This is a genomic window from Arthrobacter sp. 01T428, from assembly GCF_056398685.1.
Window position 1 is genome coordinate 394,570 of the sequence record NZ_JBFTPW010000001.1, and the last position, 20,163, is coordinate 414,732.

A 20,163-nucleotide genomic window follows, 5' to 3' on the forward strand; every position below is an offset into this window, starting at 1 on the left:
GGATCTGCAGATAGAGCCGCAGCGCTGGTTAGAGCCTCAGCGCCGCGGTCAGCTGGGCGGTGTCGTGCCGCTTCCGATGGCGGCCCAGGAAGTAGGACGCCACGGCGGCCGCCACGGTCCCCAGAATGATGGGCAGGACCCACGGGATCCACGTCACGCCAGGCTGGTAGCCAAAGCCAAGTTGGATGAAGATCACCCAACTCAGCATGGCGACGGCGACCGAAACGCCGGCGGGCAGGGTGATTCCGTACGTTCCACGGTGTTTGTCAGTTCCCCAGACAATGAAGCCTGAAGCGATGGTGGCTAGCGCCACGATGACAAGTGAGAGCATGCGGACTCCTGGCTCGCTGGTGTTCTTGCCTGTTGCTTAGAGGGCGCCGAAGCCGACCCGGCGTACTTCCTCGGCGCCGATCTCCACGTATCCGAGGACATTGCCGGGAACGATGACCTGGCGGCCCTTTTCGTCGGTCAGGCGCAGGTCCGTGCCGTTGGCAATGGCCTCGCTCACGATCTTGGCAACAGCCTCGGCGTCGAGAGCGGACTCAAGCGCGATCTCACGGCCAACATTCTGAATGCCGATCTTTACTTCCACAGCGGGGCCTCCCAGCCAATCAAAAAAATACTCAGTCCTCTATTTGTAGTCTAGGACTCTTTCGGGAAGCGACTGATTCCGCGCCAAGCTAAACGGTAGATCAGGTCGCTGGCGACATCGAGGTCCAAATCGCCGTCGGTTTCGAGCCAATACCGCGCGCTGACCTGCGCCATTCCCGCCAGGCCCCGGCCCAGCAGCTGGGCCTCCAGCGGGGGCAGCTTGGTGTCTTCGGCGATGACCTTGGCGACGGCGTCGGCGAAGGTGCGGTTGAAAGTCTCCAGCCGGGAGCTGACGTCCGGGTCATTGATGAGATCGGATTCGAAGACGAGCCGGTGGGCTTGGTCATCGCCCGCGATGAAACGGTAGTAGGCGCGCATGACGGCCTGGACGCGCTCCTTGTTGTCCGACGTCGAATTCAGCGCCGTGAGCATCTGGTCCGTGAGCGTGGCCAGGTGGCTGTCGAGGAGGGCCATGTAGAGCTCCCGTTTCGACGGGAAGTGTTGGTACAGCACCGGCTTGCTGACATGGGCGGTCTCGGCGATTTCGTCCATCGCCGCACCATGGAAGCCGTTGGCAACGAAAACTTCCAAGGCGGCATTCAAGAGCTGGGCCCGGCGCTCATCGCGTGGCAACCTGGCCGAACGGGGCGAACCGGTCCGATCTTGCCTGACCTGCGCCTCTTGTTTGATACGTGCACTCTCGGCCACTTGTCTGCCGCCTTTCCCCTTGCAGTTATGACCACAATACTGCGCAGTAATATGACCGGGCGGCACCTGCGGGGATACTTTGAAGTATGGCCACTACTTTTGCTGCCCAAACGTTGCCGTCTTCGCTGCCGCCACTCGTGGAACCGGCCGCGGGACTGACCACCGAAGAGGTGGAACGCTACTCGCGCCACCTCATTATTCCCGAAATCGGAGCGGCCGGTCAGCGTCGGCTCAAGAATGCCAAAGTCCTCGTGATCGGAGCCGGCGGACTGGGCTCTCCGGCGTTGCTCTACCTCGCCGCCGCCGGGGTGGGGACGCTCGGAATCGTGGACGACGACGACGTCGACCTCAGCAACCTGCAACGTCAGATCATCCACCGCGTGGGCGATGTGGGACGGCCGAAAATCGAATCGGCGCGTGACGCCATCAAGGAACTCAACCCGCTCGTCAGCGTGCAGCTGCACAACGTACGCTTGGACTCCTCCAACGCTTTGGAGATTTTCTCGGGCTACGACCTCATCCTGGACGGCGCGGACAACTTCGCCACCCGGTACCTGGTCAACGATGCTGCCGCGATTCTCGGCAAACCGTACGTCTGGGGATCCATTTTCCGCTTCGACGGCCAGGTCAGTGTGTTCTGGGAGAAGCACGGACCCAGCTACCGCGATCTCTACCCGGAGGCCCCTCCCGCCGGCTCGGTCCCGTCCTGCGGCGAAGGCGGCGTGTTCGGCATGCTGTGCGCCGCTGTCGGCTCGCTCATGGTGACCGAGGCAGTCAAGCTGATCACCGGCGTCGGGCGCTCCATGCTAGGGCGCGTGGCGCTCTTCGACGCGCTCGGCGGCAGCTGGCGCGAAATCAAGGTTTCGAAAGACCCGGAGGCCGAGCCGATCACAGAATTGACCGATTATGAGGCTTTCTGTGGCATCACCCCTGCGCCCGCAAGCGACTCGGTTCCGACCGTCACGCCCACCGAACTTTCCGGAATGCTCGAAGCCCGCGCAGCAGGGGAACGCGACTTCGAATTGGTGGATGTCCGCGAGATCGGTGAACACGAGATTGTGAGCATCGACGGTTCGGTGCTCATCCCGCAGGGACGCATCCTGGCGGGAGAGGCCTGGACGGAACTCCCGCAGGACAAAGAGATCGTCTTCCACTGCAAGGGAGGTACCCGTTCCGCGGCTGTGCTCGCGGCTGCACAGCGTGCCGGCTACACACGCGTGAGCCACCTCGACGGCGGGATCCTGGCGTGGGTGCACGACGTCGAGCCAAACAAGCCGGTTTACTGACCCCACAACGCCCGTGAACACGAAAGGTCCCGATATGAGCGAGGAATCCATGACCACACCGCAATATCCCATCGGATCGGGCTTCGGCCATGGCTCCACGGCATCTGACGTTGTGGCGGGGTTGGACCTTCACGGTAAGACGGCAATTGTCACGGGCGGCTATTCCGGGCTCGGCCTGGAGACGGTGAGGGCGTTGTCCTCCGCTGGCGCCCGGGTCACGGTTCCCGCCCGGCGTCCCGAACAGGCCAAGGAGGTCCTCGACGCGGCCGGCCTGGCGAAAGTGACCGTGGAGGGCCTGGATCTATCCGATCAGCAAGCAGTGAAGGATTTTGCGGCACGCTTCCTGGAATCGAACCCAACGCTGGACATCCTGATCAACAACGCGGCGATCATGGCCAGCCCGGAACAACGTGTGGGTCCGGGCTGGGAATCGCAATTCGCCACCAACCACTTGGGCCATTTCACGCTTCTCAACACGTTGTGGCCCGCGTTGGCAGCTGCCGGCTCGGCCCGCGTCGTGTCCTTGTCCTCCACGGGGCACAAACTCTCGCCCATCCGTTTCGAGGACCTCAACTTCGAGAACGGCTACGACAAATGGAAGGCTTACGGCCAGGCGAAGACGGCCAACGCACTGTTCGCCGTCGAGCTTGACCGTCTGGGGCGCTCCTCCGGGGTGCGGGCCTTCGCGGTCCACCCCGGCGGCATCATGACCGAGCTCCAGCGCTACCTGCCCCGCGAAGAGATGGTCGCGGCGGGCTGGATGGACGACGCGGGCAACGTCAGGGAGGGTTTCAAGACTCCGGAGCAGGGAGCCGCCACGTCCACCTGGGCAGCCACGTCCCCGGCCCTGGCAGGCATGGGCGGGGTGTATTGCGAAGACTGCGACATTGCCAAGCCCACGGACCCGGCTTCGCCGCTCGCCCGGTACCAGGGAGTGGATGCGCACGCAGTGGACCCGGAAGCCGCAACGAAGCTGTGGGCCGTGTCTGCCGAAATGACGGGCGTCAACGCGTTCGCCTAGGGCGGGGTCGCGGAAGCTAGGCGCTTTCAGCCTGCTGAGGTGCTTGGCGGTGGTCCACGGGGCACTCTGCTGCGGGTGACGCAGCCGGCTGCTCCACCTGGATGCCATACAAGGCCTCGAGCGCGGCCACGTACTCGTCTTGCTGGCCGTTTGCGGCGAGTTCGCGTGCGCGGACCGTGGGGATGTGGAGCAATTGCTTGACCATGCGGCGGAGCGCGAACTCGACCTCTTCGGCCGCGGCGGTGCAGCCGTGCCGGGCCCGGACTTTCTCCATCTCGGCGTCGAGCACGTTCATGGTGTGTCGGCGCAGCGCCACAATGGCCGAATCGACGGACCGGGCTTCGCGCTCCTGCTCGAAGGCTTCTGCCGCGCCGGAAACAATGGTGCTCGCTTGTGCCAGCGACTCCGCTTGTTCCTGGGGCGCCGCGAGCCGCACGGATTCGAGCGTCAGGAGCTCGACGCCGTCGAGCTCGCCCACTGCGGGGTCGAAGTCGTGGGTGAGGGCGAGGTCGATCGCGATGAGGGTCTGGGTGGACACAGCGCGGACCTTGGCGAGCTCTTCGGCCTCAACGCGGGTGTCCGATCCGCTGCAACCGATCATGACATCGGCGGCAGCGACGGCGGCAGGGAGGGTTTCGGCGTCGAGCGCGGTTCCGCCGCGGGTTGCTACGAAAGCCTCGGCGCGGCCGGAAGACGAGTAGACGGAGACGTCGGTGCAGCCGCGATCGCGAAGCAGCGACATCGTGGCTCCGGCGTAGGCCCCGGTCCCGAAGACAACTACCTTCTTGGTGCTCCAGTCGGCATTCTCGGAGAGGTCGGTGGCGAGGTCCAGCGCAACTGAAACGATGGACAGGCCCCGCGAACCGAGTGCGGTCTGGGCTCCGACGTCCTTGGCCGTCTTGGAAGCGGCCTGGAACAAGCGGACCAGCCCGGAACTCGCGGTTCCTTCGTGCTGGGCAGTGATGAGGGCGCGACGCACCTGGCCGGCGATTTCGCGTTCGCCGACGACGGCGGAGTCCAGTCCGGCGCTGACGGCGAAGAGGTGCCTGCTGACCTCAGGGCCGGTGCGGGTGCTGAAGGCCCGTGAGACGAGTTGCTCGTTGAGTCCGCTCAGGCCACTGATCTGCGTGACGAGTGCCGAGCGGGCCGCTTCGAGGTTCTCTGCGTGCGGCGTTTCGCCGTAGATTTCGTAGCGGTTGCAGGTGGCCAGGACCACGGCGCCGGAGACAAGTTGGGAATCGGCCAAGGCGGACGAGGCAACCTCGGATGAACCGTTGCTCAACTGAGCGACGGTCTCAAGATCGATGTCGGCGTGTGTAGCCACCAATGAGAAAAGAACCACAGCAAAGCAATCATAGCTTTTTCGGCGCCATGTAGAACAACGCGGGTCAGTGGTTCTCCGCACTGCCGGGAGTGATGCCCGTCACCACGGATGGTGGGGGACAGGCTGTCGTTATCTTTTGGCCCCGATCTTCGGCACAATCGAAGGCATGACTTCCAGCTCCGCACTGCCTCATTCTGTGCCGGCCAACGGCACTTCCGGCACCGCCGCCTCAAGCCTTGATGCAAGCCACCCGCTGATGGATGGCCGCACCGCAGACTCCCCGCTGATCCAGGCGTACCGCGGAGGCAAGCCGTCCCGCCGTCCGGTGTGGTTCATGCGACAGGCAGGCCGCTCGTTGCCGGAATACCTCAAAGTCCGTGAACGCGTGGCGATGCTGGACTCCTGCCTGCGTCCCGAACTCGCCTCCGAGATCACTTTGCAGCCGGTTCGCCGCCACGACGTCGACGCGGCAATCTTCTTCTCCGACATCGTCATCCCCCTCAAGCTGGCGGGCGTGGGCGTGGACATCGTCCCCGGGGTCGGGCCCGTCCTGGACAAGCCGGTCCGCACCGCCGCTGACGTAGCAGCCCTGCCGCAGCTGACCTGGGAAGCCCTCGAACCGATCCGCGAGGCCGTGCGCCTGACGGTCGCTGAGCTCGGCACCACGCCCCTGATCGGCTTTGCCGGCGCGCCGTTCACGCTCGCCGCGTACATGGTGGAAGGCAAGCCTTCCCGCGACCACCTCGGTCCGCGCACCATGATGCACGCCGATCCGGAAACCTGGACCGCCCTGGCCAATTGGGCAGCCGACGCCTCCGGCATGTTCTTGCGGGCGCAACTGGAAGCCGGCGCCTCCGCAGGGCAACTGTTCGACTCCTGGGCAGGCTCTCTTGGCCTGGCCGACTACGCCAAGTACGTTGCTCCCGCCTCGACCCGCGCCCTTGACCACGTCCGCCACCTCGACGCGCCGCTGGTCCATTTCGGTACGGGAACGTCCGAGTTGCTTGTCGCTATGCGCGATGTCGGCGTGGACGTCGTCGGCGTGGACTACCGGCTGCCCCTTGACGAGGCAAACCGACGGCTGGGCGGCACCGTGCCCTTGCAGGGCAACATCGACCCCGCGCTGCTCTCCGCGCCGTGGGAGGTCCTGGAAGCCCATGTCCGCGAGGTGATCGCAGCAGGTTCCGCGGCCCCGGGCCACGTCCTGAACCTCGGCCACGGCGTGCCCCCGGAGACGGACCCCGCGGTCCTGACCCGGGTAGTGGAACTCATCCACTCGATCCCGGCAGGATAGCGAACATGAGCCGCGGGCACGCGCAGTCCGAGCAAACACGGTCCGAACACGCACTTCCCGGGCATTCAGCAGCCGGCCTTGCCGCCGTCGTGGTGGGCGGCGGCATTTCCGGCCTGCTCGCTGCCCGGGGACTGGCCAAGGCCGGATTCGGTGTCACCGTGCTCGAAGCGAGCGACGCGTGGGGCGGTTGCGTGGGAAGCCACACTGTTGGCGGCCTTGGGCTGGACAGCGGAGCCGAGTCATTCGCCATGCGCTCCACGGCCGTGGCCGATCTAGCCCGCGATCTTGGGCTCGGTGGCAACATCGTGGCGCCGCATCCTGGGGGTGCCTGGGTGCAGTTGCCGGATGGCCCGCAGGAACTGCCCAAGACCGGGGTGCTCGGAATTCCCGCGAATCCCTGGGACCCCGAGGTCCGCCGCTCCTTGGGCTTCGCAGGCTCCTTGCGGGCCTCGCTTGACCGCTACTTGCCCACATCGGTGGGCAGCTCTGCCGACGTCACCAGCGTCGCAACCTTGGTGCGGGCGCGGATGGGCAAGCGGGTGCTCGAACGGCTCGTCGCACCCGTCGTCGGGGGTGTGCACTCCGCCGATCCGGGACTGCTCGATGTCGACATGGTGGCCCCCGGCCTGCGCGCGGCATTGCGGAAGCACGGATCGTTGGCCGCGGCCGTGGCCAGCCAGCGCGCAGCCGGTTCAGGACAAACTGCTTCAAAGCAAAACGGGACCGGACCGGCGAAGGCCGGATCCGCCGTCGGCGGCTTGAAAGGCGGAATGAACACCTTGGTCTCCGCCCTCGTGGCGGAGCTGCGTTCGCAGGGCGTCGCCCTCGTTTCCGGCGCCCGCGTGGATGCGATCAGCCGCACTGAAAGCGGTTGGCAGGCCAGCGCTGTGGGCACAACGTACGACGCCGCGCGGCTGGTGGTGGCGCTCGACGGTCCGGCCGCCGTCGGGTTGCTGGAGGGGGCGCTTCCGGAGCTGTCCGCGCTGCGCCACGCCGCGGGTCCCTTGGTGAGCCTGGTGACCTTGGTGGTGGACGTGCCTGAACTGGACCGTCGTCCCCGCGGCACCGGCATTCTCGTCGCCCCGCAGACCGCCGGGATCGAGGCGAAGGCGCTCACGCATGCCACGGCAAAATGGGACTGGCTGGCGGAAGAAGCCGGACCCGGTACGCACGTGCTGCGCCTGTCCTATGGGCGCGCCGAAGGGGCGGACGCCCCTAGATCGGCGGCCGCGCAATCCGTCGCCTCACTCAATGACGATGCTCTGCTCGACGCTGCGCTCCGCGACGCCTCGACCTTGCTGACCGTGCCGATTGTCCGCGAAGACGTGCTCGATTGGGACGTCGTCCGCTGGGCGGGTGCCTTGCCGTTTGCCGCCGTCGGTCACAAACAGCGCGTTGCCGAAGTGCGCCGCATCTGCTCCGAAGCCGACGGCTTGACCGTGGTGGGAGGCTGGCTCGCCGGAAACGGCCTGGCCGCCGTGGTTGCGGACACCTCTGCGCAAATCGACGCAGTTTTGTGAAATGCATCACTTCTACGTCTTGTAGAAGTGATGCATTTCGACTTAGCGGCATCGACGGGGCAGACTTGTACCATGAGCCACACTTCTGCCGAATCTGTCACTAAAACTGCCGAATCCGAAGAGCAGTTCTTTACGCTGTGGACCGTGTTCAAGCGGTCGGGCGATGTCCTGCGCAGCGCCGACGCTGTGCAGGATTTCGAGCAGCTGGCTGCCAAGCTCGCCGAGGACGGCGTGGTCCTCCGCGGAAGCTACGACGTCTCCGCCATGCGCTCTGACGCCGACATCATGGTGTGGCTCCACGGCGCCAAGCCTGAGGCCCTGCAGCAGGCCGTCCGCGACATCCGCCGCAGCGCGCTCTTCGCAGGCACCGAGATCGTCTGGTCCGCCATGGGCGTCCACCGCGAAGCCGAATTCGCCAAGAACCACGTTCCGGCCTACGCCCGCGGCGTCGAGCCCAGCACCTGGCTGTGCGTCTACCCCTTCGTCCGCTCCTACGAGTGGTACATCCTGCCGGCCGAAGAGCGTGGAAAGATGCTGCGCGATCACGGCATGCTGGGCCGCGACTTCCCCCAGGTCATCTCCAACACCGTGTCCTCCTTCGCCTTGGGCGACTGGGAGTGGATCCTCGGCCTGGAAGCACCCGAACTCGTTGACCTGGTGGACCTCATGCGCCACCTGAGGGCCACCGACGCCCGCAACCACGTCCGCGAGGAAATCCCGTTCTACACCGGCCGCCGCATCACCGCCGCGGAGATCGCCGAGGTCCTCGCGTGAGCGGCCGCCACTCCGCGGGCCCGGCCAGCCTCACCGAGGTCAATGACGTCACCGAGGCCGGACGCATGGCTCCCAAAGAGTACGACGCCGTCCTCCTCGCCTCCTTCGGCGGGCCGGAAGGCCAGGACGACGTCATTCCCTTCCTTCGCAATGTGACCCGTGGCCGCGGCATCCCGGATGAGCGCCTCGAAGAGGTGTCCCACCACTACCGCGCTTTTGGTGGCATCAGCCCCATCAACCAGCAAAACAGGAACCTCAAGGCCGCCCTCGAAGCGGAGTTGGCATCGCGCGGCATCAGCCTGCCCGTGCTGTGGGGCAACCGCAACTGGGACCCCTACATCCCGCAAACGCTCCAGGAAGCCTACGACGCCGGCCACCGCAAGCTGCTGATGGTCACCACGAGCGCCTACTCCTGTTACTCCAGCTGCCGCCAGTACCGCGAGGACATCGGCATCGCGCTGACCGAGACCGGCCTCGACGGCAAACTCGAAGTGGACAAGGTACGCCAGTACTTCGACCACCCAGGTTTCGTCGAGCCCTTCGTGGAAGGAACGGCTGCAGGACTTGCTGAGGTCCAGGAGAAACTGGCAGCGGACGGCCTCCAGGGCGCGCCGGTGCACATCCTGTTCGCGACGCACTCCATTCCGACCCGTGACGCCGAGGCCGCCGGACGTTCGGACGGCGAGCCCCGCGACTTCGAGCAGGACTCGGCCTACGTGGCACAGCACCTGGCTGCCGGCGCCGAAGTTGTCCGGCGGGTTGAATCCGAATCCGGGCTCACCGCGCCGTGGTCCTTGGTGTACCAGTCCCGCTCGGGCGCCCCGCACGTTCCGTGGCTTGAGCCGGACATCAACGATGCCATCGAGGAACTGGCTGGCCAAGGGATCAAGGGCGTCGTGATCGTACCCCTTGGCTTCGTCTCCGACCACATGGAAGTGGCCTGGGACCTCGACACCGAGGCCCTGGAAACGTGCAAGAACCTCGGGCTCGCCGCAACACGGGTTCCCACGCCTGGAACCCACCGCAAGTTCGTTTCCGGCCTGGTGGACCTCATTTGCGAGCGGACGGTGGCCAACAACATCGCCGATCGCCCCGCCATGACCGGGCTGGGCCCGTGGTACGACATCTGCCGTCCGGGCTGCTGCGCCAACTTCCGCGGAGAGAAGCCCACGATTGCGGGTGCGGACACCACAGTCGGCACCGGACACGATGCCTACCCCGCAGGAGAAAGCGCGAAATGACCGTTCGGATCGGTACCCGCGCGAGCAAACTCGCGCTCACCCAGAGCCAGCAGGCCGCGGACCAGCTGGCCGCCGTCGGTGGCTTTCCCGTTGAACTGGTGCGCATCAAGACCGAAGGCGATGTCCGGACGGGTTCCCTGTCCCAGATGGGCGGCACCGGGGTGTTCGTCGCCGCGCTTCGCGACGCGCTGTTGGAGAACGCGTGCGACGTTGCTGTTCACTCCTTGAAGGATCTCCCCACGGGTGCGGCACTCGGACTCACCATCGCCGCAACGCCCAAGCGCGTCGACGTCAGGGACGCCTTGTGCGCCCGTGACGGGCTCAAACTGGTGGATCTTCCAGCAGGCGCAAGGGTCGGCACCGGATCGCCGCGCCGCGCTGCCCAGTTGCGCGCCGCCCGCCCGGATCTCGACGTCGTGGACATCCGCGGCAACGTGGACACCCGGCTGGGCCGTGTTCCGGGGCTCGCCGGGAATGCAGAAGACGCACCCGGCGACCTCGACGCCGTCGTCCTCGCCTCCGCGGGACTGGAACGGATCAGCAGGCTCGACGTCGTGACGGAGTTCTTTGAGACCGACATCATGCTTCCTGCCCCCGGACAGGGTTCACTCGCGATCGAGTGCCGCACGGCCGACGCACCCGGGCAGTCCGGCTCCGGTGAAGGTTCCCAGGGGGCACTCGCCCAGGCCCTGGCCGCGCTCAACGACGAAGACACCCGGCTTGCCGTCACTGCGGAGCGGGCCGTCCTGGCCCGCCTCGAAGCCGGCTGTGCTGCGCCCGTGGGCGCCTACGCTTACCGCAAGGGCAGCATGCTCTACCTGGAAGCGGTCGTCTGCGCTGTGGACGGGAGTAAGTCGGTGCGTGAGAAAAAAGCCACGGACGGGCTCACTGAGGTGGGCGCCACGTTGCTGGGAATCGAAGTCGCCGAGCTCCTGCTTGCCGCGGGTGCCGCGGACATCACAGATCTTGCAGCTTCCCGATAACCGGAGCCAACAGGAGACCATGGGACGGCACAGCGCGGTGAAGTCGGGAGAGGCCCGGGTCCTTGAAGGCGCCCGGATTCTTGTGACGCGCAGCCCGGATCGTGCCGCCCCGCTGGTCAGCGCCCTGCGCGAAGCCGGCGCGGAGCCGCTCCTGTTGCCGTTGATCGACTTCGAGCGTGCCCGCGACCAGCATTCCCTTGAGGTCGCCTTGGACGCCCTCCGTGCGGGAGCGTACAGCTGGCTGGTGGTCAGCAGCATCACCACTGTGCGCGCCCTGAAGGAAAAGGCAGCAGAGCGGCGCTTGGAGCTGAAGGAGCTGATTCCGGAGTCCGTCCGGATCGCGACGATCGGTCCGTCGAGCAGGCGGGTCCTCGAGGCGGAAGGCATTCCGGTGGACCTCGCGCCGGAGGACGTCCAGTCGGCCGCAGGACTCGTCTCCGCCTGGCCGACAGGCCCGGCCAACGTTCTGTTGCCCCAAGCGGACATTGCCGACGCGATGTTGTTGGACGGTATCGAAGCCAAGGGGGCCTCGGTCCAGGCAGTGACGGCCTACCACACCGTGGACTACCCTGCGGCCCCCGAACGCCGGCTGACTGCCGCCTTGGCAGCAGCGAACGGCTGGCACGCGGGCGGGGCCGGGGCGCCGGAGCTCACCCCGGAAGCCGCGAAGGCCGAGCTTTCCGGCGGACGGCTCCACGCCGTCGTCGCCGCTTCACCCAGCGCTGCCCGCCGCATCCACGCCTCATTGGCGCCGCTGCGGGATTGCCGCTTCATTGCGATCGGGCGCTCGACGGCGGCAGAGGCGGCCGCCCTCGGCATCCCGGTCGCGGCAACCGCCAAGGAACCCACACCCGCCGGCATCGTGGCCGCCCTACGCACCGTATTCGACACCGAAGGGAACGAAAGTTGAGCTTTCCAAACCACCGGCCCCGCCGGCTCCGCACCACCCCCGCCATGCGCCGGATGACCGCCGAACACCGGCTGGCTCCCGCCGACCTCATCCTGCCCGCCTTCATTCGCGAAGGACTCAGCGAACCGGCTCCGATCAGTTCCATGCCCGGCGTCGTGCAGCACACCACGGGCTCGCTCAAACGCGCCGCTGCCGAAGCCGTGGAATTGGGTGTCAGCGGAATCATGCTGTTCGGTGTTCCGGCAGTCCGCGATGCCCGCGGCACAGCTTCCCTGGATCCCGACGGCGTGCTGAACAAGGCCATCCGCGACGTCCGCGCAGAAGTCGGCGATGACCTGGTGGTCATGGGCGATGTATGCCTCGACGAATTCACCGATCACGGCCACTGCGGTGTCCTGGACGCCAACGGCTACGTGGACAACGACGCCACCCTCGAAATCTACGCCCAAATGGCAGTAGCGCAGGCCGACGCCGGTGCCCACGTCCTAGGGCCGTCCGGGATGATGGATGGCCAGATCGCCGTGATTCGCCAGGCCCTTGAAGAGGCCGGACATCAGAACACCGCGCTCCTGGCCTACGCGGCGAAGTACGCCTCCGCTTTCTATGGCCCCTTCCGCGAAGCCGTGGACTCACAGCTCAAGGGTGACCGCCGGACCTACCAGATGGATGCCGCCAACCGCCGGGAAGCCATCATCGAGGTGGAACTCGACCTCGAAGAAGGCGCTGACATGGTGATGGTCAAGCCGGCCATGAGCTACCTGGACATCCTCGCCGACGTCGCAGCCATGAGCCCGGTACCCGTGGCGGCCTACCAAATCTCCGGTGAATACGCCATGATCGAAGCGGCCGCCGCGAACGGCTGGATCGATCGCCGCGGCGCCATCACAGAATCCGTGCTCGGCATCAAGCGGGCCGGCGCCGACATGGTGCTGACGTACTGGGCCTCCGAACTTGCCGGCTGGCTTAAGGAGTCCTGATGACCGATACCGCTTCCACTTCCACGGCCCCTGTCGGAGCCGCGGAGATCCTCCTCGGGCTGAATACTTTCGGTGACGCCGGGGTGGACGCCGACGGCAACCCGAAACAGCATGCCCAGGTCTTGCGGGAGCTGCTGGCGGAAGCGGAGCTGGCAGACGCCGTCGGGCTTCACGCCTTTGGGGTGGGGGAGCACCACCGGCGCGACTTCGCCGTCTCGGCGCCCGAAGTTTTCCTCGCGGCCGCGGCAGCCCGGACATCGCAGATCAAGCTCGGTTCGGCCGTCACCGTGCTCAGCTCCGACGACCCCATCAGGGTCTTCCAGCGCTTCTCCACCGTTGACGCGCTCTCCAATGGTCGTGCGGAGGTGATGCTGGGCCGCGGCTCGTTCGTGGAATCGTTCCCGCTGTTCGGCCTGGATCTGGCCGACTACGAAGTCCTGTTCGAGGAGAAGCTGGAACTCTTCGACAAGGTCCGGGCGCAGAAGCCGGTGCATTGGGAAGGCCGCACCCGGCCGAACGTGAACGGAATGAGCGTCTTTCCGCCGCTGGAACACCACTTGCTGCCAACGTGGATCGGTGTGGGCGGTACTCCAGAATCAGTGTTGCGCTGCGCGCAATACGGCTACCCCATCATTTTCGCCATCATCGGCGGGGAACCGCGCCGCTTTGCCCCGCTCGTGGAGCTCTACCGCGAGGCAATGGAAAAATACGGGCACCCCATGCAGCAAATTGCCACGCACTCGCCTGGCTATGTTGCCCCAACCGACGAGCAAGCCCGGGAGGAACTCTTCCCGCATTGGCTGGCCCAGCGAAACCGCATCGGCGCGGAACGCGGCTGGGGACCGGCAAGCCGGGGCGAGTTCGACGCCATGTGCGGACCCGAAGGAGCCCTGTATGTCGGTTCCCCGGAAACGGTCGCCCGGAAGATCGTCCTGCTGAAGCGGAACCTCGGCGTTGACCGTTTCGACCTCAAATACAGCAACGGAACCCTGCCCCACGAATCCATGATGCGTTGCATCGAACTCTTCGGCACTGTGGTGGCCCCACTGGTGGCCGAGCAGCTTGCCGACGCCTGAGCCCACTTTTTCGGTGCCTGAACCGTCTCGAATCCCTGAAAGAATGGACACCATGACTTCAAACACCCCTGTCTCCGACCAGCTGTTCGACCGCGCCCGATCCCTGATGCCCGGCGGCGTCAACTCTCCGGTGCGCGCCTTCGGCTCCGTCGGCGGCACCCCGAAGTTCATGGTTTCGGCGAAGGGTCCCTACCTCACCGACGCAGATGGCCGCGAATACGTCGATCTCGTCTGCTCATGGGGTCCGGCGCTCCTGGGTCACGCACATCCGGCAGTCCTCGACGCCGTCCATGCCGCCGTCGACCGCGGTTTGTCCTTTGGTGCCTCGACGCCCGATGAGGCAAACCTCGCCGCGATCGTCAAGGAACGCGTCTCCGCCGTCGAACGCATCCGCATGGTGTCCACGGGCACCGAGGCCACCATGACCGCCGTTCGCTTGGCCCGTGGGTTCACTGGCCGCAACCTGATCGTCAAGTTCGCCGGCTGCTACCACGGTCACCTCGATGGGCTGCTCGCCGCGGCTGGCTCGGGCCTTGCGACCATGGCTCTGCCCGGTTCAGCCGGTGTCACCGAAGCTGCCGCCGCTGAAACCCTCGTCCTGCCGTACAACGACCTCGGTGCGGTGGAAGCCGCTTTTGCTGCGCACGGCAACAACATCGCTGCCGTCATCACCGAAGCCGCTCCCGCCAACATGGGCGTGGTCACGCCGAACGACGGCTTCAACGCAGGCCTGTCCCGCATCACCCGCGAACACGGCGCGCTGTTGATCCTGGACGAAGTGCTCACCGGCTTCCGCACCGGCTACGCGGGCTACTGGGGCCTCACAGGCCGCCAGGAAGGCTGGACGCCGGACCTGCTGACCTTCGGCAAAGTCATCGGCGGCGGGATGCCGACGGCGGCGCTCGGCGGACGTGCCGACGTCATGGATTACCTTGCGCCCCTTGGCCCGGTGTACCAGGCAGGAACCTTGTCCGGGAACCCTGTGGCAATGGCCGCCGGCGTCGCCACCCTGACGCTCGCGACGCCGGAGGTCTACAGCTTCGTGGATGCCCGCTCGCTGGAACTCTCGGCGGCACTCTCATCGGCGCTGGACACCGCAGGCGTGGACCACTCGATCCAGCGCGCAGGGAACCTTTTCTCGGTGGCCTTCGGTACGTCGGCCAACGGAGTCCACAACTATGCCGACGCCCAGGCCCAGGACGTCTTCCGCTACGCACCGTTCTTCCACTCCATGCTGGACTCCGGTGTCTACCTGCCGCCGTCGGTCTTCGAGGCGTGGTTCCTTTCCGCTGCCCACGACGATGCCGCGATGAACCGGATTTTCGACGCCCTTCCCGCTGCGGCCAAGGCGGCCGCGGAGGCCGCTGCCTGACCTACGGCGCTTTTCCGATGCTTTGCAGCCTGTTCCTTGCGCCCACTGCCGGCCGGGGAGCAGGCTGTGGGCAACGATCGAATCGACAAGGCGATGATTCATCTGCTCAAGCCGTCCAGAATTCCACTGTTCATCTTTTTCGCCCTGATGGCCGGGGCATTCGCCGGAATTGCGCATGCCGATACCGCTGACGGCGGTTTGGTGGCGGCCGGGGACCCGCCCGCCACGCCAACCGCCCCACAGGCCGTCCCGACGCCTGGTTTTTCCAGCTCGCCGCCCGCGGGATCGCCGCCTGCTTCTGCTACTCCTGCCGGGCCCACTGACTTGCCGCCGCCTCCACACCCGACGCCGGAACAGCGGCTCGCGGGCCTGACCCTGGAACAAAGGGTAGGGCAGTTGTTCATGGTGGCGGCCAAGGCCGACGGAAGCGATTCGAGCGCGGTGGCTGACCTCCTGAACAACCACGTGGGCAATATCTATCTGGCCGGACGAAGCCAGGCTGGCGTCGCGGCGACGGCATCAGTTGTGGCAAAGCTGAGGGCGGCCATTTCGCCGGCTGCAAGCCGTGGGTTGCCGCTGTCCGTCGCGACGGACCAGGAGGGCGGCTCCGTTCAAGTGCTCCGGGGACCCGGGTTCCTGCCTATTCCCGCGGCCTTGGACCAAGGGAATTCGAGCCCGGAACAACTTCGCGCCGACGCCCGGAACTGGGGGTCCCAACTTTTGCAGGCCGGAGTGAATGTTGATTTGGCACCCGTACTGGATACGGTGCCAAGCCCCGAATTTGCACCCTCGAATAAGCCCATTGGGGCGTTCAAGCGCGAATACGGCTTCAATCCGGCGGCGGTGTCCGAGCATGGGAACGCGATGGCGGACGGATTGCGGGACGCAGGGGTGGCGCCGGTGGTCAAGCATTTTCCGGGAATGGGGCGCGTCAGCCTGAACACCGACGTCAGCGCGAACGTCCACGACACCGAAACCACCCGGACGGATCCCTACCTGATGCCGTTCAAGGCAGCGATCGACCGGGGACTCCGGTGGGTCATGATTTCGAACGCCTACTACGACAAGATCGATCCCGACCATGTGGCGCCGTTTTCATCGGTGATCATGCGCACCATGTTGCGGACGGACGCAGCATTCACCGGCGTCATCGTGTCCGATGATCTGTGCAATGCCGTGCAGCTGTCGCCCTGGAGCATGGGGGACAGGGCAACGAATTTCATCGGGGCGGGCGGCACCATGGTTCTGTGCGCGGACACTGCTTCAGTTCCGGCGATGTATGCCCAGGTGCTGCAACGGGCGCAGACCGATCCTGGATTCCGCGACTCAGTGGATGCCGCGGCCTTGACTGTCCTTCAGGTGAAGGCCGGGAAGTAGCTCCGGCCACGAAAAATCCCCGGCTTTCGGACGGCTCACCACGAGGGGTGTTTCGTCCGAAAGCCGGGGATTCCCCGTTGCTAAGGCCTAGAGCACGTCCGAAAGGAAGCCCTTCAGGCGCTCGGTCCGCGGCTCGGTGAAGAGTTGTTCCGGCGAACCCGTCTCTACGACGACGCCTGCGTCCATGAACGTCACGGTGTCGGAGACGTTCCTTGAGAAGCCCATCTCATGGGTTACCACCACCATGGTCATGCCGCCCTTGGCCAGATCGGTCATGAGCGCGAGCACGCCTTTGACCAGTTCAGGGTCCAGGGCCGATGTTGCCTCGTCGAAGAACATCACCTCGGGCTTCATGGCAAGCGCGCGGGCAATGGCCACTCGCTGCTGTTGTCCGCCGGAGAGGTTGGCTGGCCGGACGTCGGCTTTGTGCTTGAGCCCTACGAGGTCCAGTTGGGCCAAGGCGTCTTCCCGTGCCTGCTCCTTGGACATGCCACGGAGCTTCCGCAAGGCCAAGGAGACGTTCTCCGCCACCGTTTTGTGCGGGAACAGGTTGAACTGCTGGAAGACCATGCCGATCCGCCGGCGCAGTTCATCCGGGTTGTCCTTGAGTACCGAACGGCCATCGAGCAAAATGTCGCCCTGCTCGGGTTCGATGAGCCGGTTCATAACGCGCAGGAGCGTGGATTTCCCTGAGCCGGAAGGGCCGATCACGGAAGCCGTGGTGCCCTTCTCGACGTGCAGGTCGATGCCGCGCAGGACATGGTTCGACCCGAAGGACAAGTGGATGTTCTTGGCCGTCAGTGTTCCTGAAGCGAATTCGCTCATGCCTGGGCTCCCTTCCCGACGACGGCGGCTGCCTCGTCCGGTTCCTTCTTTTCCGGCCGTCCTGTCCTGAGACGGCGGTCAATCCAGTTCACGAAGTGCGTCAATGGAATGGTCAGCGCCAGGTAGAAGATTGCTGCCGCTACATAGGGCGACAGATTTCCGCTCGTGGAGGCCGCATCCTTGCCAATCTGGAAGATCTCGCGCTCTGAGGCGAGCAAGCCAAGGAGGAAGACCAACGACGACTCCTTGATCAACGCAATGAATTGGTTGACCAGCGCCGGCAGGACCCGCCGGACGCCCTGGGGAACCACCACAAGCCGCATGGCAGGGCCGTAGCCGAACCCCAGGGCGCGTGTTGCCTCTAGCTGACCCTTGTCAACACTCTGGATACCGGAACGGAAGATCTCGCCGATGTACGCCGCCGACATCAGGGACAGCGCCGCGACGGCCAACGGATACGGGCTCGTGGAGCCGCTCAGCTGACGGATGATGGGGCCGAAGCCGAGGCCGATCACGAGGATGGTGAGGACGGGCGGCAGCCCACGAAGGACGTCGGTGTATATGCGGGCTATCCACCGGGCCACGGGGTTCCGGGAGATCCCCATCAAGGCGAGCGCCATGCCGAGCACAGTTCCGATCACGCCCGAGGTGACGGCCAAGACAATGGTATTCGGCAAGCCGACGGCGAACATCTTGGGGATGACTTCGCCTATCGCCTTCCAATCGAGGAAGGTCTCACCGAGTTGCTTGAGGATTTCCTGGAGATCCATGGAACGCCTGGGTTACTTGGCCGGGATCTGGACGGCCTTGCTGCCCGGCTTCCAGCCCTGAGGGGTCTGCTCCGCCTGGGTCGGGCGGTCCTTGTACCACTCGGCCGTCAGCTTGGTCCAGGTACCGTCTGCGATCACGGCGTCAAGGCCGGAGTTGAGGGCGTCGATCAGGGGCTGGTTGTCCTTGTTCACGGCCCAGGCAGTGAAGTTCTGGGTGTTGACGACCTTTTCGGCGATCTTCGTGTTGTCGCCGTCCTTGACCTGGCCGGTTGCCTGCTGCGACGGGGCGACCCAAGCGTCAACCTGGCCGCTCTTTACGTTGGCGTAAACCGTGTTGTAGTCCGGGAAACGGACGGGCTCAAGCTTGAGCGTGTTGGTGACGTAGTCGTCCTGGACGGTGCCCTGGACGACGCCGATGCGCACGTCGGACTTGAGGTCCGCGAAGCCCTTGACCTTGGAGTCGGTCTTGGTCACGACGGCCATGTAGCCGAAGTCGTAACCATTGGTGAAGCCGACGGTCTCGCGGCGCTTGTCCGTGGTGGAGATCGAGGAGGATCCGACGTCGAACTGCTTGTTCTTGACCTGGGAGAGCAGCGCCGAGAAGTCAGTGGAGGCGAACTCGACCTTGAGGCCCAGCTTGGCGCCGACGGCGCGCAGGAGTTCGTTGTCATAGCCGGTGAACTTGCCTGAGGGATCGATGAAGATGTTCGGCGGGGCGTCCGAGAGCGTGCCGACGCGCAGGGTGCCGTCGGTGATCAGGCCCAGCTTGGACTTGTCGATCTTGTCCACCGGAGTGACGTCCTTGGTGGTGTACTTGTCCAGCGTCTTCTGGTCGCTGCCTTGGAGGGCGTCGGTCGGCGAGGCGCTGCTGGTGCTGCCCGCTCCGCCACCGCAGGCGGCCAGGGAGACGGCGAGAACTGCAGCCACAGGGACAGCAGAGAACCACTTCAGGGCTTTGATTTTCATCAAGCAAATCACTTTCATCGGGGAACACGCGTTCGTATCGAGACGGGCGGGGAACGCAGCCAAAGCAGGCTTGGGCCGCAATATCAGAACTCGACCCGCCAAACTTAATTATGTCATCCACTCATTCAGCCATAAATTGACGACGATAAGGCGTGCGATTCCCGGAAACTCCGAATTAAATTCAGCGAAGTGTTGAAAGTGCCCTTGAGGTGCCGCGTCACTCGGGTATCGTGGGGAATTCGTGACTGACGTCCAGCTGGCTTTCAGGCAGCAACAGCGATGTGACGTGCGTCCCATCATGCGGACGCCGGAAAAGCGTCCGGTACGTGGACGGGCGTTTTGAAAATCCGGAAGCCTTAGAAGTCTCCGCGGCTGGCATCTTCCGGGGGAAGAACCGGCCAATTGCCTTCGATGACTGCCGTTGGTTTGGTCTTGCGCAGGTAGCTCTGGAAATCGGCGGCCTGTGCGGCTGCCCAATCAACCTGGAGGTGATGCAGCTTGGAGGCGGGCATTTGCAGCTTCGGGAACTTGCCGGCCATGGCATCAAGGACGCGCAAGGTGGCGAGGGCGTCCGCAGCGGAGGTATGGGCGTTATCGAGGTTCACCCCGTATTCCTCGCACAAAGCGGTCAGGGTCCGCTTGCCCTTGCGGTACCGGTCGACCTGCTTGTTCATGACGTAGGGGTCAAGCACGGGGAAACGGCTCAGTTGCGGCACGCCGTAGCGGGCGGATTCGGCGGCCAAGACCGTGAAGTCATAGCTCGCGTTGAACGCAATGACCGGCACGCCGTCGTCGAACAGTTCCTGGAGTGCGGCGGCAACTTCGCGCGTCACTTCTGCTGCCGGTCGGCCCTCGGCCCTCGCCTTTTCCGTGGTGATGCCGTGGATCTCGCTCGCCTCCAAGGGAATCTCGATACCAGGATCCGCCAACCATTCGAGTTCCTTGATGACGCCGCCGTCGTCGTCCACTACGGTGATCGAAGCGGTGACGATCCTCGCGGAACGGGAGTTCCGTCCCGTGGTCTCAAGGTCGAACGCGGCGCGGGGGAGGGTATTCCAGGAGCTCATGCTTCAACGCTACCGGCGCCCTCCGACAAGAACCGGAGCGACACTCCTTCTGCGCCGATCCGGCGGCCCATGCCGATAGGC

Annotated in this window: 20 protein-coding genes; 12 read left to right on the top strand and 8 right to left on the bottom strand. The window is 65.3% G+C overall.

Annotated elements, in window-relative coordinates:
• Positions 1–28: 28 nt before the first annotated feature.
• The 3 genes from AC1DJB_RS01905 to AC1DJB_RS01915 are packed head-to-tail and all read right to left on the bottom strand — an operon-like array spanning position 29 to position 1,182.
• Positions 29–331, bottom strand: a complete 303-nt coding sequence (locus AC1DJB_RS01905; RefSeq protein ID WP_284991475.1) for a hypothetical protein — start codon at positions 329–331, stop codon at positions 29–31.
• A 36-nt stretch (positions 332–367) separates the two neighbouring features.
• Entirely contained in the window at positions 368–592 is a 225-nt protein-coding gene (locus AC1DJB_RS01910; protein ID WP_059387503.1) for a DUF3107 domain-containing protein, read from the bottom strand.
• 50 nt (positions 593–642) lie between these two features.
• On the bottom strand, positions 643–1,182 hold the full coding sequence (locus tag AC1DJB_RS01915; RefSeq protein WP_441432517.1) for a TetR/AcrR family transcriptional regulator: 540 nt from the start codon (positions 1,180–1,182) through the stop codon (positions 643–645).
• Positions 1,183–1,385: 203 nt separating this feature from the next.
• Here AC1DJB_RS01915 and moeB point away from each other — a divergent pair, with 203 nt between their 5' ends.
• Both moeB and AC1DJB_RS01925 read left to right on the top strand, forming a co-directional pair.
• Positions 1,386–2,585 (top strand): molybdopterin-synthase adenylyltransferase MoeB, encoded by a 1,200-nt coding sequence (gene moeB / locus AC1DJB_RS01920; RefSeq protein WP_059387504.1) that lies wholly within the window; start codon positions 1,386–1,388, stop codon positions 2,583–2,585.
• A 34-nt stretch (positions 2,586–2,619) separates the two neighbouring features.
• The gene (locus AC1DJB_RS01925; RefSeq protein ID WP_441432516.1) at positions 2,620–3,606 is read left to right on the top strand and encodes an SDR family NAD(P)-dependent oxidoreductase; all 987 of its coding nucleotides are present in this window, start codon (positions 2,620–2,622) and stop codon (positions 3,604–3,606) included.
• A 16-nt stretch (positions 3,607–3,622) separates the two neighbouring features.
• On the opposite strand, the gene AC1DJB_RS01930 is transcribed toward AC1DJB_RS01925, so the two are convergent.
• Positions 3,623–4,948 (bottom strand): glutamyl-tRNA reductase, encoded by a 1,326-nt coding sequence (locus tag AC1DJB_RS01930; protein ID WP_441432515.1) that lies wholly within the window; start codon positions 4,946–4,948, stop codon positions 3,623–3,625.
• 148 nt (positions 4,949–5,096) lie between these two features.
• Here AC1DJB_RS01930 and hemE point away from each other — a divergent pair, with 148 nt between their 5' ends.
• The 10 genes from hemE to AC1DJB_RS01980 all read left to right on the top strand — a co-directional run bounded on the left by hemE (position 5,097) and on the right by AC1DJB_RS01980 (position 16,454).
• A complete protein-coding gene (gene hemE, locus AC1DJB_RS01935) occupies positions 5,097–6,224 on the top strand; it encodes a uroporphyrinogen decarboxylase (protein WP_476909851.1) in 1,128 nt (375 codons plus the stop codon).
• Between the two features lie 5 nt (positions 6,225–6,229).
• A complete protein-coding gene (hemG, locus tag AC1DJB_RS01940) occupies positions 6,230–7,744 on the top strand; it encodes a protoporphyrinogen oxidase (RefSeq protein WP_441432513.1) in 1,515 nt (504 codons plus the stop codon).
• A gap of 72 nt (positions 7,745–7,816) precedes the next feature.
• Positions 7,817–8,518, top strand: coding sequence for a hydrogen peroxide-dependent heme synthase (gene hemQ, locus AC1DJB_RS01945; RefSeq protein WP_059387506.1), 702 nt, complete (start codon positions 7,817–7,819; stop codon positions 8,516–8,518).
• Between the two features lie 65 nt (positions 8,519–8,583).
• Entirely contained in the window at positions 8,584–9,759 is a 1,176-nt protein-coding gene (locus AC1DJB_RS01950; RefSeq protein WP_284991564.1) for a ferrochelatase, read from the top strand.
• Positions 9,756–10,742 (top strand): hydroxymethylbilane synthase, encoded by a 987-nt coding sequence (gene hemC / locus AC1DJB_RS01955; protein WP_441432512.1) that lies wholly within the window; start codon positions 9,756–9,758, stop codon positions 10,740–10,742. Before AC1DJB_RS01950 ends, hemC begins: the two co-directional genes overlap by 4 nt.
• 19 nt (positions 10,743–10,761) lie before the next feature.
• A complete protein-coding gene (locus AC1DJB_RS01960; RefSeq protein WP_284991491.1) occupies positions 10,762–11,652 on the top strand; it encodes a uroporphyrinogen-III synthase in 891 nt (296 codons plus the stop codon).
• Positions 11,649–12,629, top strand: coding sequence for a porphobilinogen synthase (hemB, locus tag AC1DJB_RS01965; RefSeq protein ID WP_306964303.1), 981 nt, complete (start codon positions 11,649–11,651; stop codon positions 12,627–12,629). The genes AC1DJB_RS01960 and hemB overlap by 4 nt, the downstream gene beginning before the upstream one ends.
• Positions 12,629–13,705: an LLM class flavin-dependent oxidoreductase gene (locus tag AC1DJB_RS01970; RefSeq protein WP_441432511.1), complete on the top strand. Its 1,077-nt coding sequence runs from the start codon at positions 12,629–12,631 to the stop codon at positions 13,703–13,705. The genes hemB and AC1DJB_RS01970 overlap by 1 nt, the downstream gene beginning before the upstream one ends.
• A 52-nt stretch (positions 13,706–13,757) precedes the next feature.
• A complete protein-coding gene (gene hemL / locus AC1DJB_RS01975; protein ID WP_307055315.1) occupies positions 13,758–15,077 on the top strand; it encodes a glutamate-1-semialdehyde 2,1-aminomutase in 1,320 nt (439 codons plus the stop codon).
• Positions 15,078–15,143: 66 nt separating this feature from the next.
• Positions 15,144–16,454 (top strand): glycoside hydrolase family 3 N-terminal domain-containing protein, encoded by a 1,311-nt coding sequence (locus AC1DJB_RS01980; protein WP_441432510.1) that lies wholly within the window; start codon positions 15,144–15,146, stop codon positions 16,452–16,454.
• A gap of 87 nt (positions 16,455–16,541) precedes the next feature.
• Here the strand turns inward: AC1DJB_RS01980 and AC1DJB_RS01985 are convergent, their stop codons facing one another.
• The 4 genes from AC1DJB_RS01985 to AC1DJB_RS02000 form a co-directional block, all read right to left on the bottom strand.
• Entirely contained in the window at positions 16,542–17,279 is a 738-nt protein-coding gene (locus AC1DJB_RS01985; protein WP_306964309.1) for an amino acid ABC transporter ATP-binding protein, read from the bottom strand.
• Positions 17,276–18,049 (bottom strand): amino acid ABC transporter permease, encoded by a 774-nt coding sequence (locus AC1DJB_RS01990; protein WP_059387509.1) that lies wholly within the window; start codon positions 18,047–18,049, stop codon positions 17,276–17,278. The genes AC1DJB_RS01985 and AC1DJB_RS01990 overlap by 4 nt, the downstream gene beginning before the upstream one ends.
• Before the next feature lie 12 nt (positions 18,050–18,061).
• The gene (locus tag AC1DJB_RS01995) at positions 18,062–19,015 is read right to left on the bottom strand and encodes an ABC transporter substrate-binding protein (RefSeq protein WP_284751584.1); all 954 of its coding nucleotides are present in this window, start codon (positions 19,013–19,015) and stop codon (positions 18,062–18,064) included.
• Between the two features lie 356 nt (positions 19,016–19,371).
• Positions 19,372–20,082, bottom strand: a complete 711-nt coding sequence (locus AC1DJB_RS02000) for a 3'-5' exonuclease (RefSeq protein WP_059387510.1) — start codon at positions 20,080–20,082, stop codon at positions 19,372–19,374.
• Between the last annotated feature and the right edge of the window lie 81 nt (positions 20,083–20,163).

What these genes read in the sequence shown, in the direction of transcription:
- AC1DJB_RS01905 (WP_284991475.1), bottom strand. Translation starts at nt 331, where the DNA reads ATGCTCTCACTTGTCATCGTGGCGCTAGCCACCATCGCTTCAGGCTTC.
- moeB (WP_059387504.1), top strand. Translation starts at nt 1,386, where the DNA reads ATGGCCACTACTTTTGCTGCCCAAACGTTGCCGTCTTCGCTGCCGCCA.
- AC1DJB_RS01925 (WP_441432516.1), top strand. Translation starts at nt 2,620, where the DNA reads ATGAGCGAGGAATCCATGACCACACCGCAATATCCCATCGGATCGGGC.
- hemE (WP_476909851.1), top strand. Translation starts at nt 5,097, where the DNA reads ATGACTTCCAGCTCCGCACTGCCTCATTCTGTGCCGGCCAACGGCACT.
- hemG (WP_441432513.1), top strand. Translation starts at nt 6,230, where the DNA reads ATGAGCCGCGGGCACGCGCAGTCCGAGCAAACACGGTCCGAACACGCA.
- hemQ (WP_059387506.1), top strand. Translation starts at nt 7,817, where the DNA reads ATGAGCCACACTTCTGCCGAATCTGTCACTAAAACTGCCGAATCCGAA.
- AC1DJB_RS01950 (WP_284991564.1), top strand. Translation starts at nt 8,584, where the DNA reads ATGGCTCCCAAAGAGTACGACGCCGTCCTCCTCGCCTCCTTCGGCGGG.
- hemC (WP_441432512.1), top strand. Translation starts at nt 9,756, where the DNA reads ATGACCGTTCGGATCGGTACCCGCGCGAGCAAACTCGCGCTCACCCAG.
- AC1DJB_RS01960 (WP_284991491.1), top strand. Translation starts at nt 10,762, where the DNA reads ATGGGACGGCACAGCGCGGTGAAGTCGGGAGAGGCCCGGGTCCTTGAA.
- AC1DJB_RS01970 (WP_441432511.1), top strand. Translation starts at nt 12,629, where the DNA reads ATGACCGATACCGCTTCCACTTCCACGGCCCCTGTCGGAGCCGCGGAG.
- hemL (WP_307055315.1), top strand. Translation starts at nt 13,758, where the DNA reads ATGACTTCAAACACCCCTGTCTCCGACCAGCTGTTCGACCGCGCCCGA.
- AC1DJB_RS01985 (WP_306964309.1), bottom strand. Translation starts at nt 17,279, where the DNA reads ATGAGCGAATTCGCTTCAGGAACACTGACGGCCAAGAACATCCACTTG.
- AC1DJB_RS01990 (WP_059387509.1), bottom strand. Translation starts at nt 18,049, where the DNA reads ATGGATCTCCAGGAAATCCTCAAGCAACTCGGTGAGACCTTCCTCGAT.
- AC1DJB_RS01995 (WP_284751584.1), bottom strand. Translation starts at nt 19,015, where the DNA reads ATGAAAATCAAAGCCCTGAAGTGGTTCTCTGCTGTCCCTGTGGCTGCA.
- AC1DJB_RS02000 (WP_059387510.1), bottom strand. Translation starts at nt 20,082, where the DNA reads ATGAGCTCCTGGAATACCCTCCCCCGCGCCGCGTTCGACCTTGAGACC.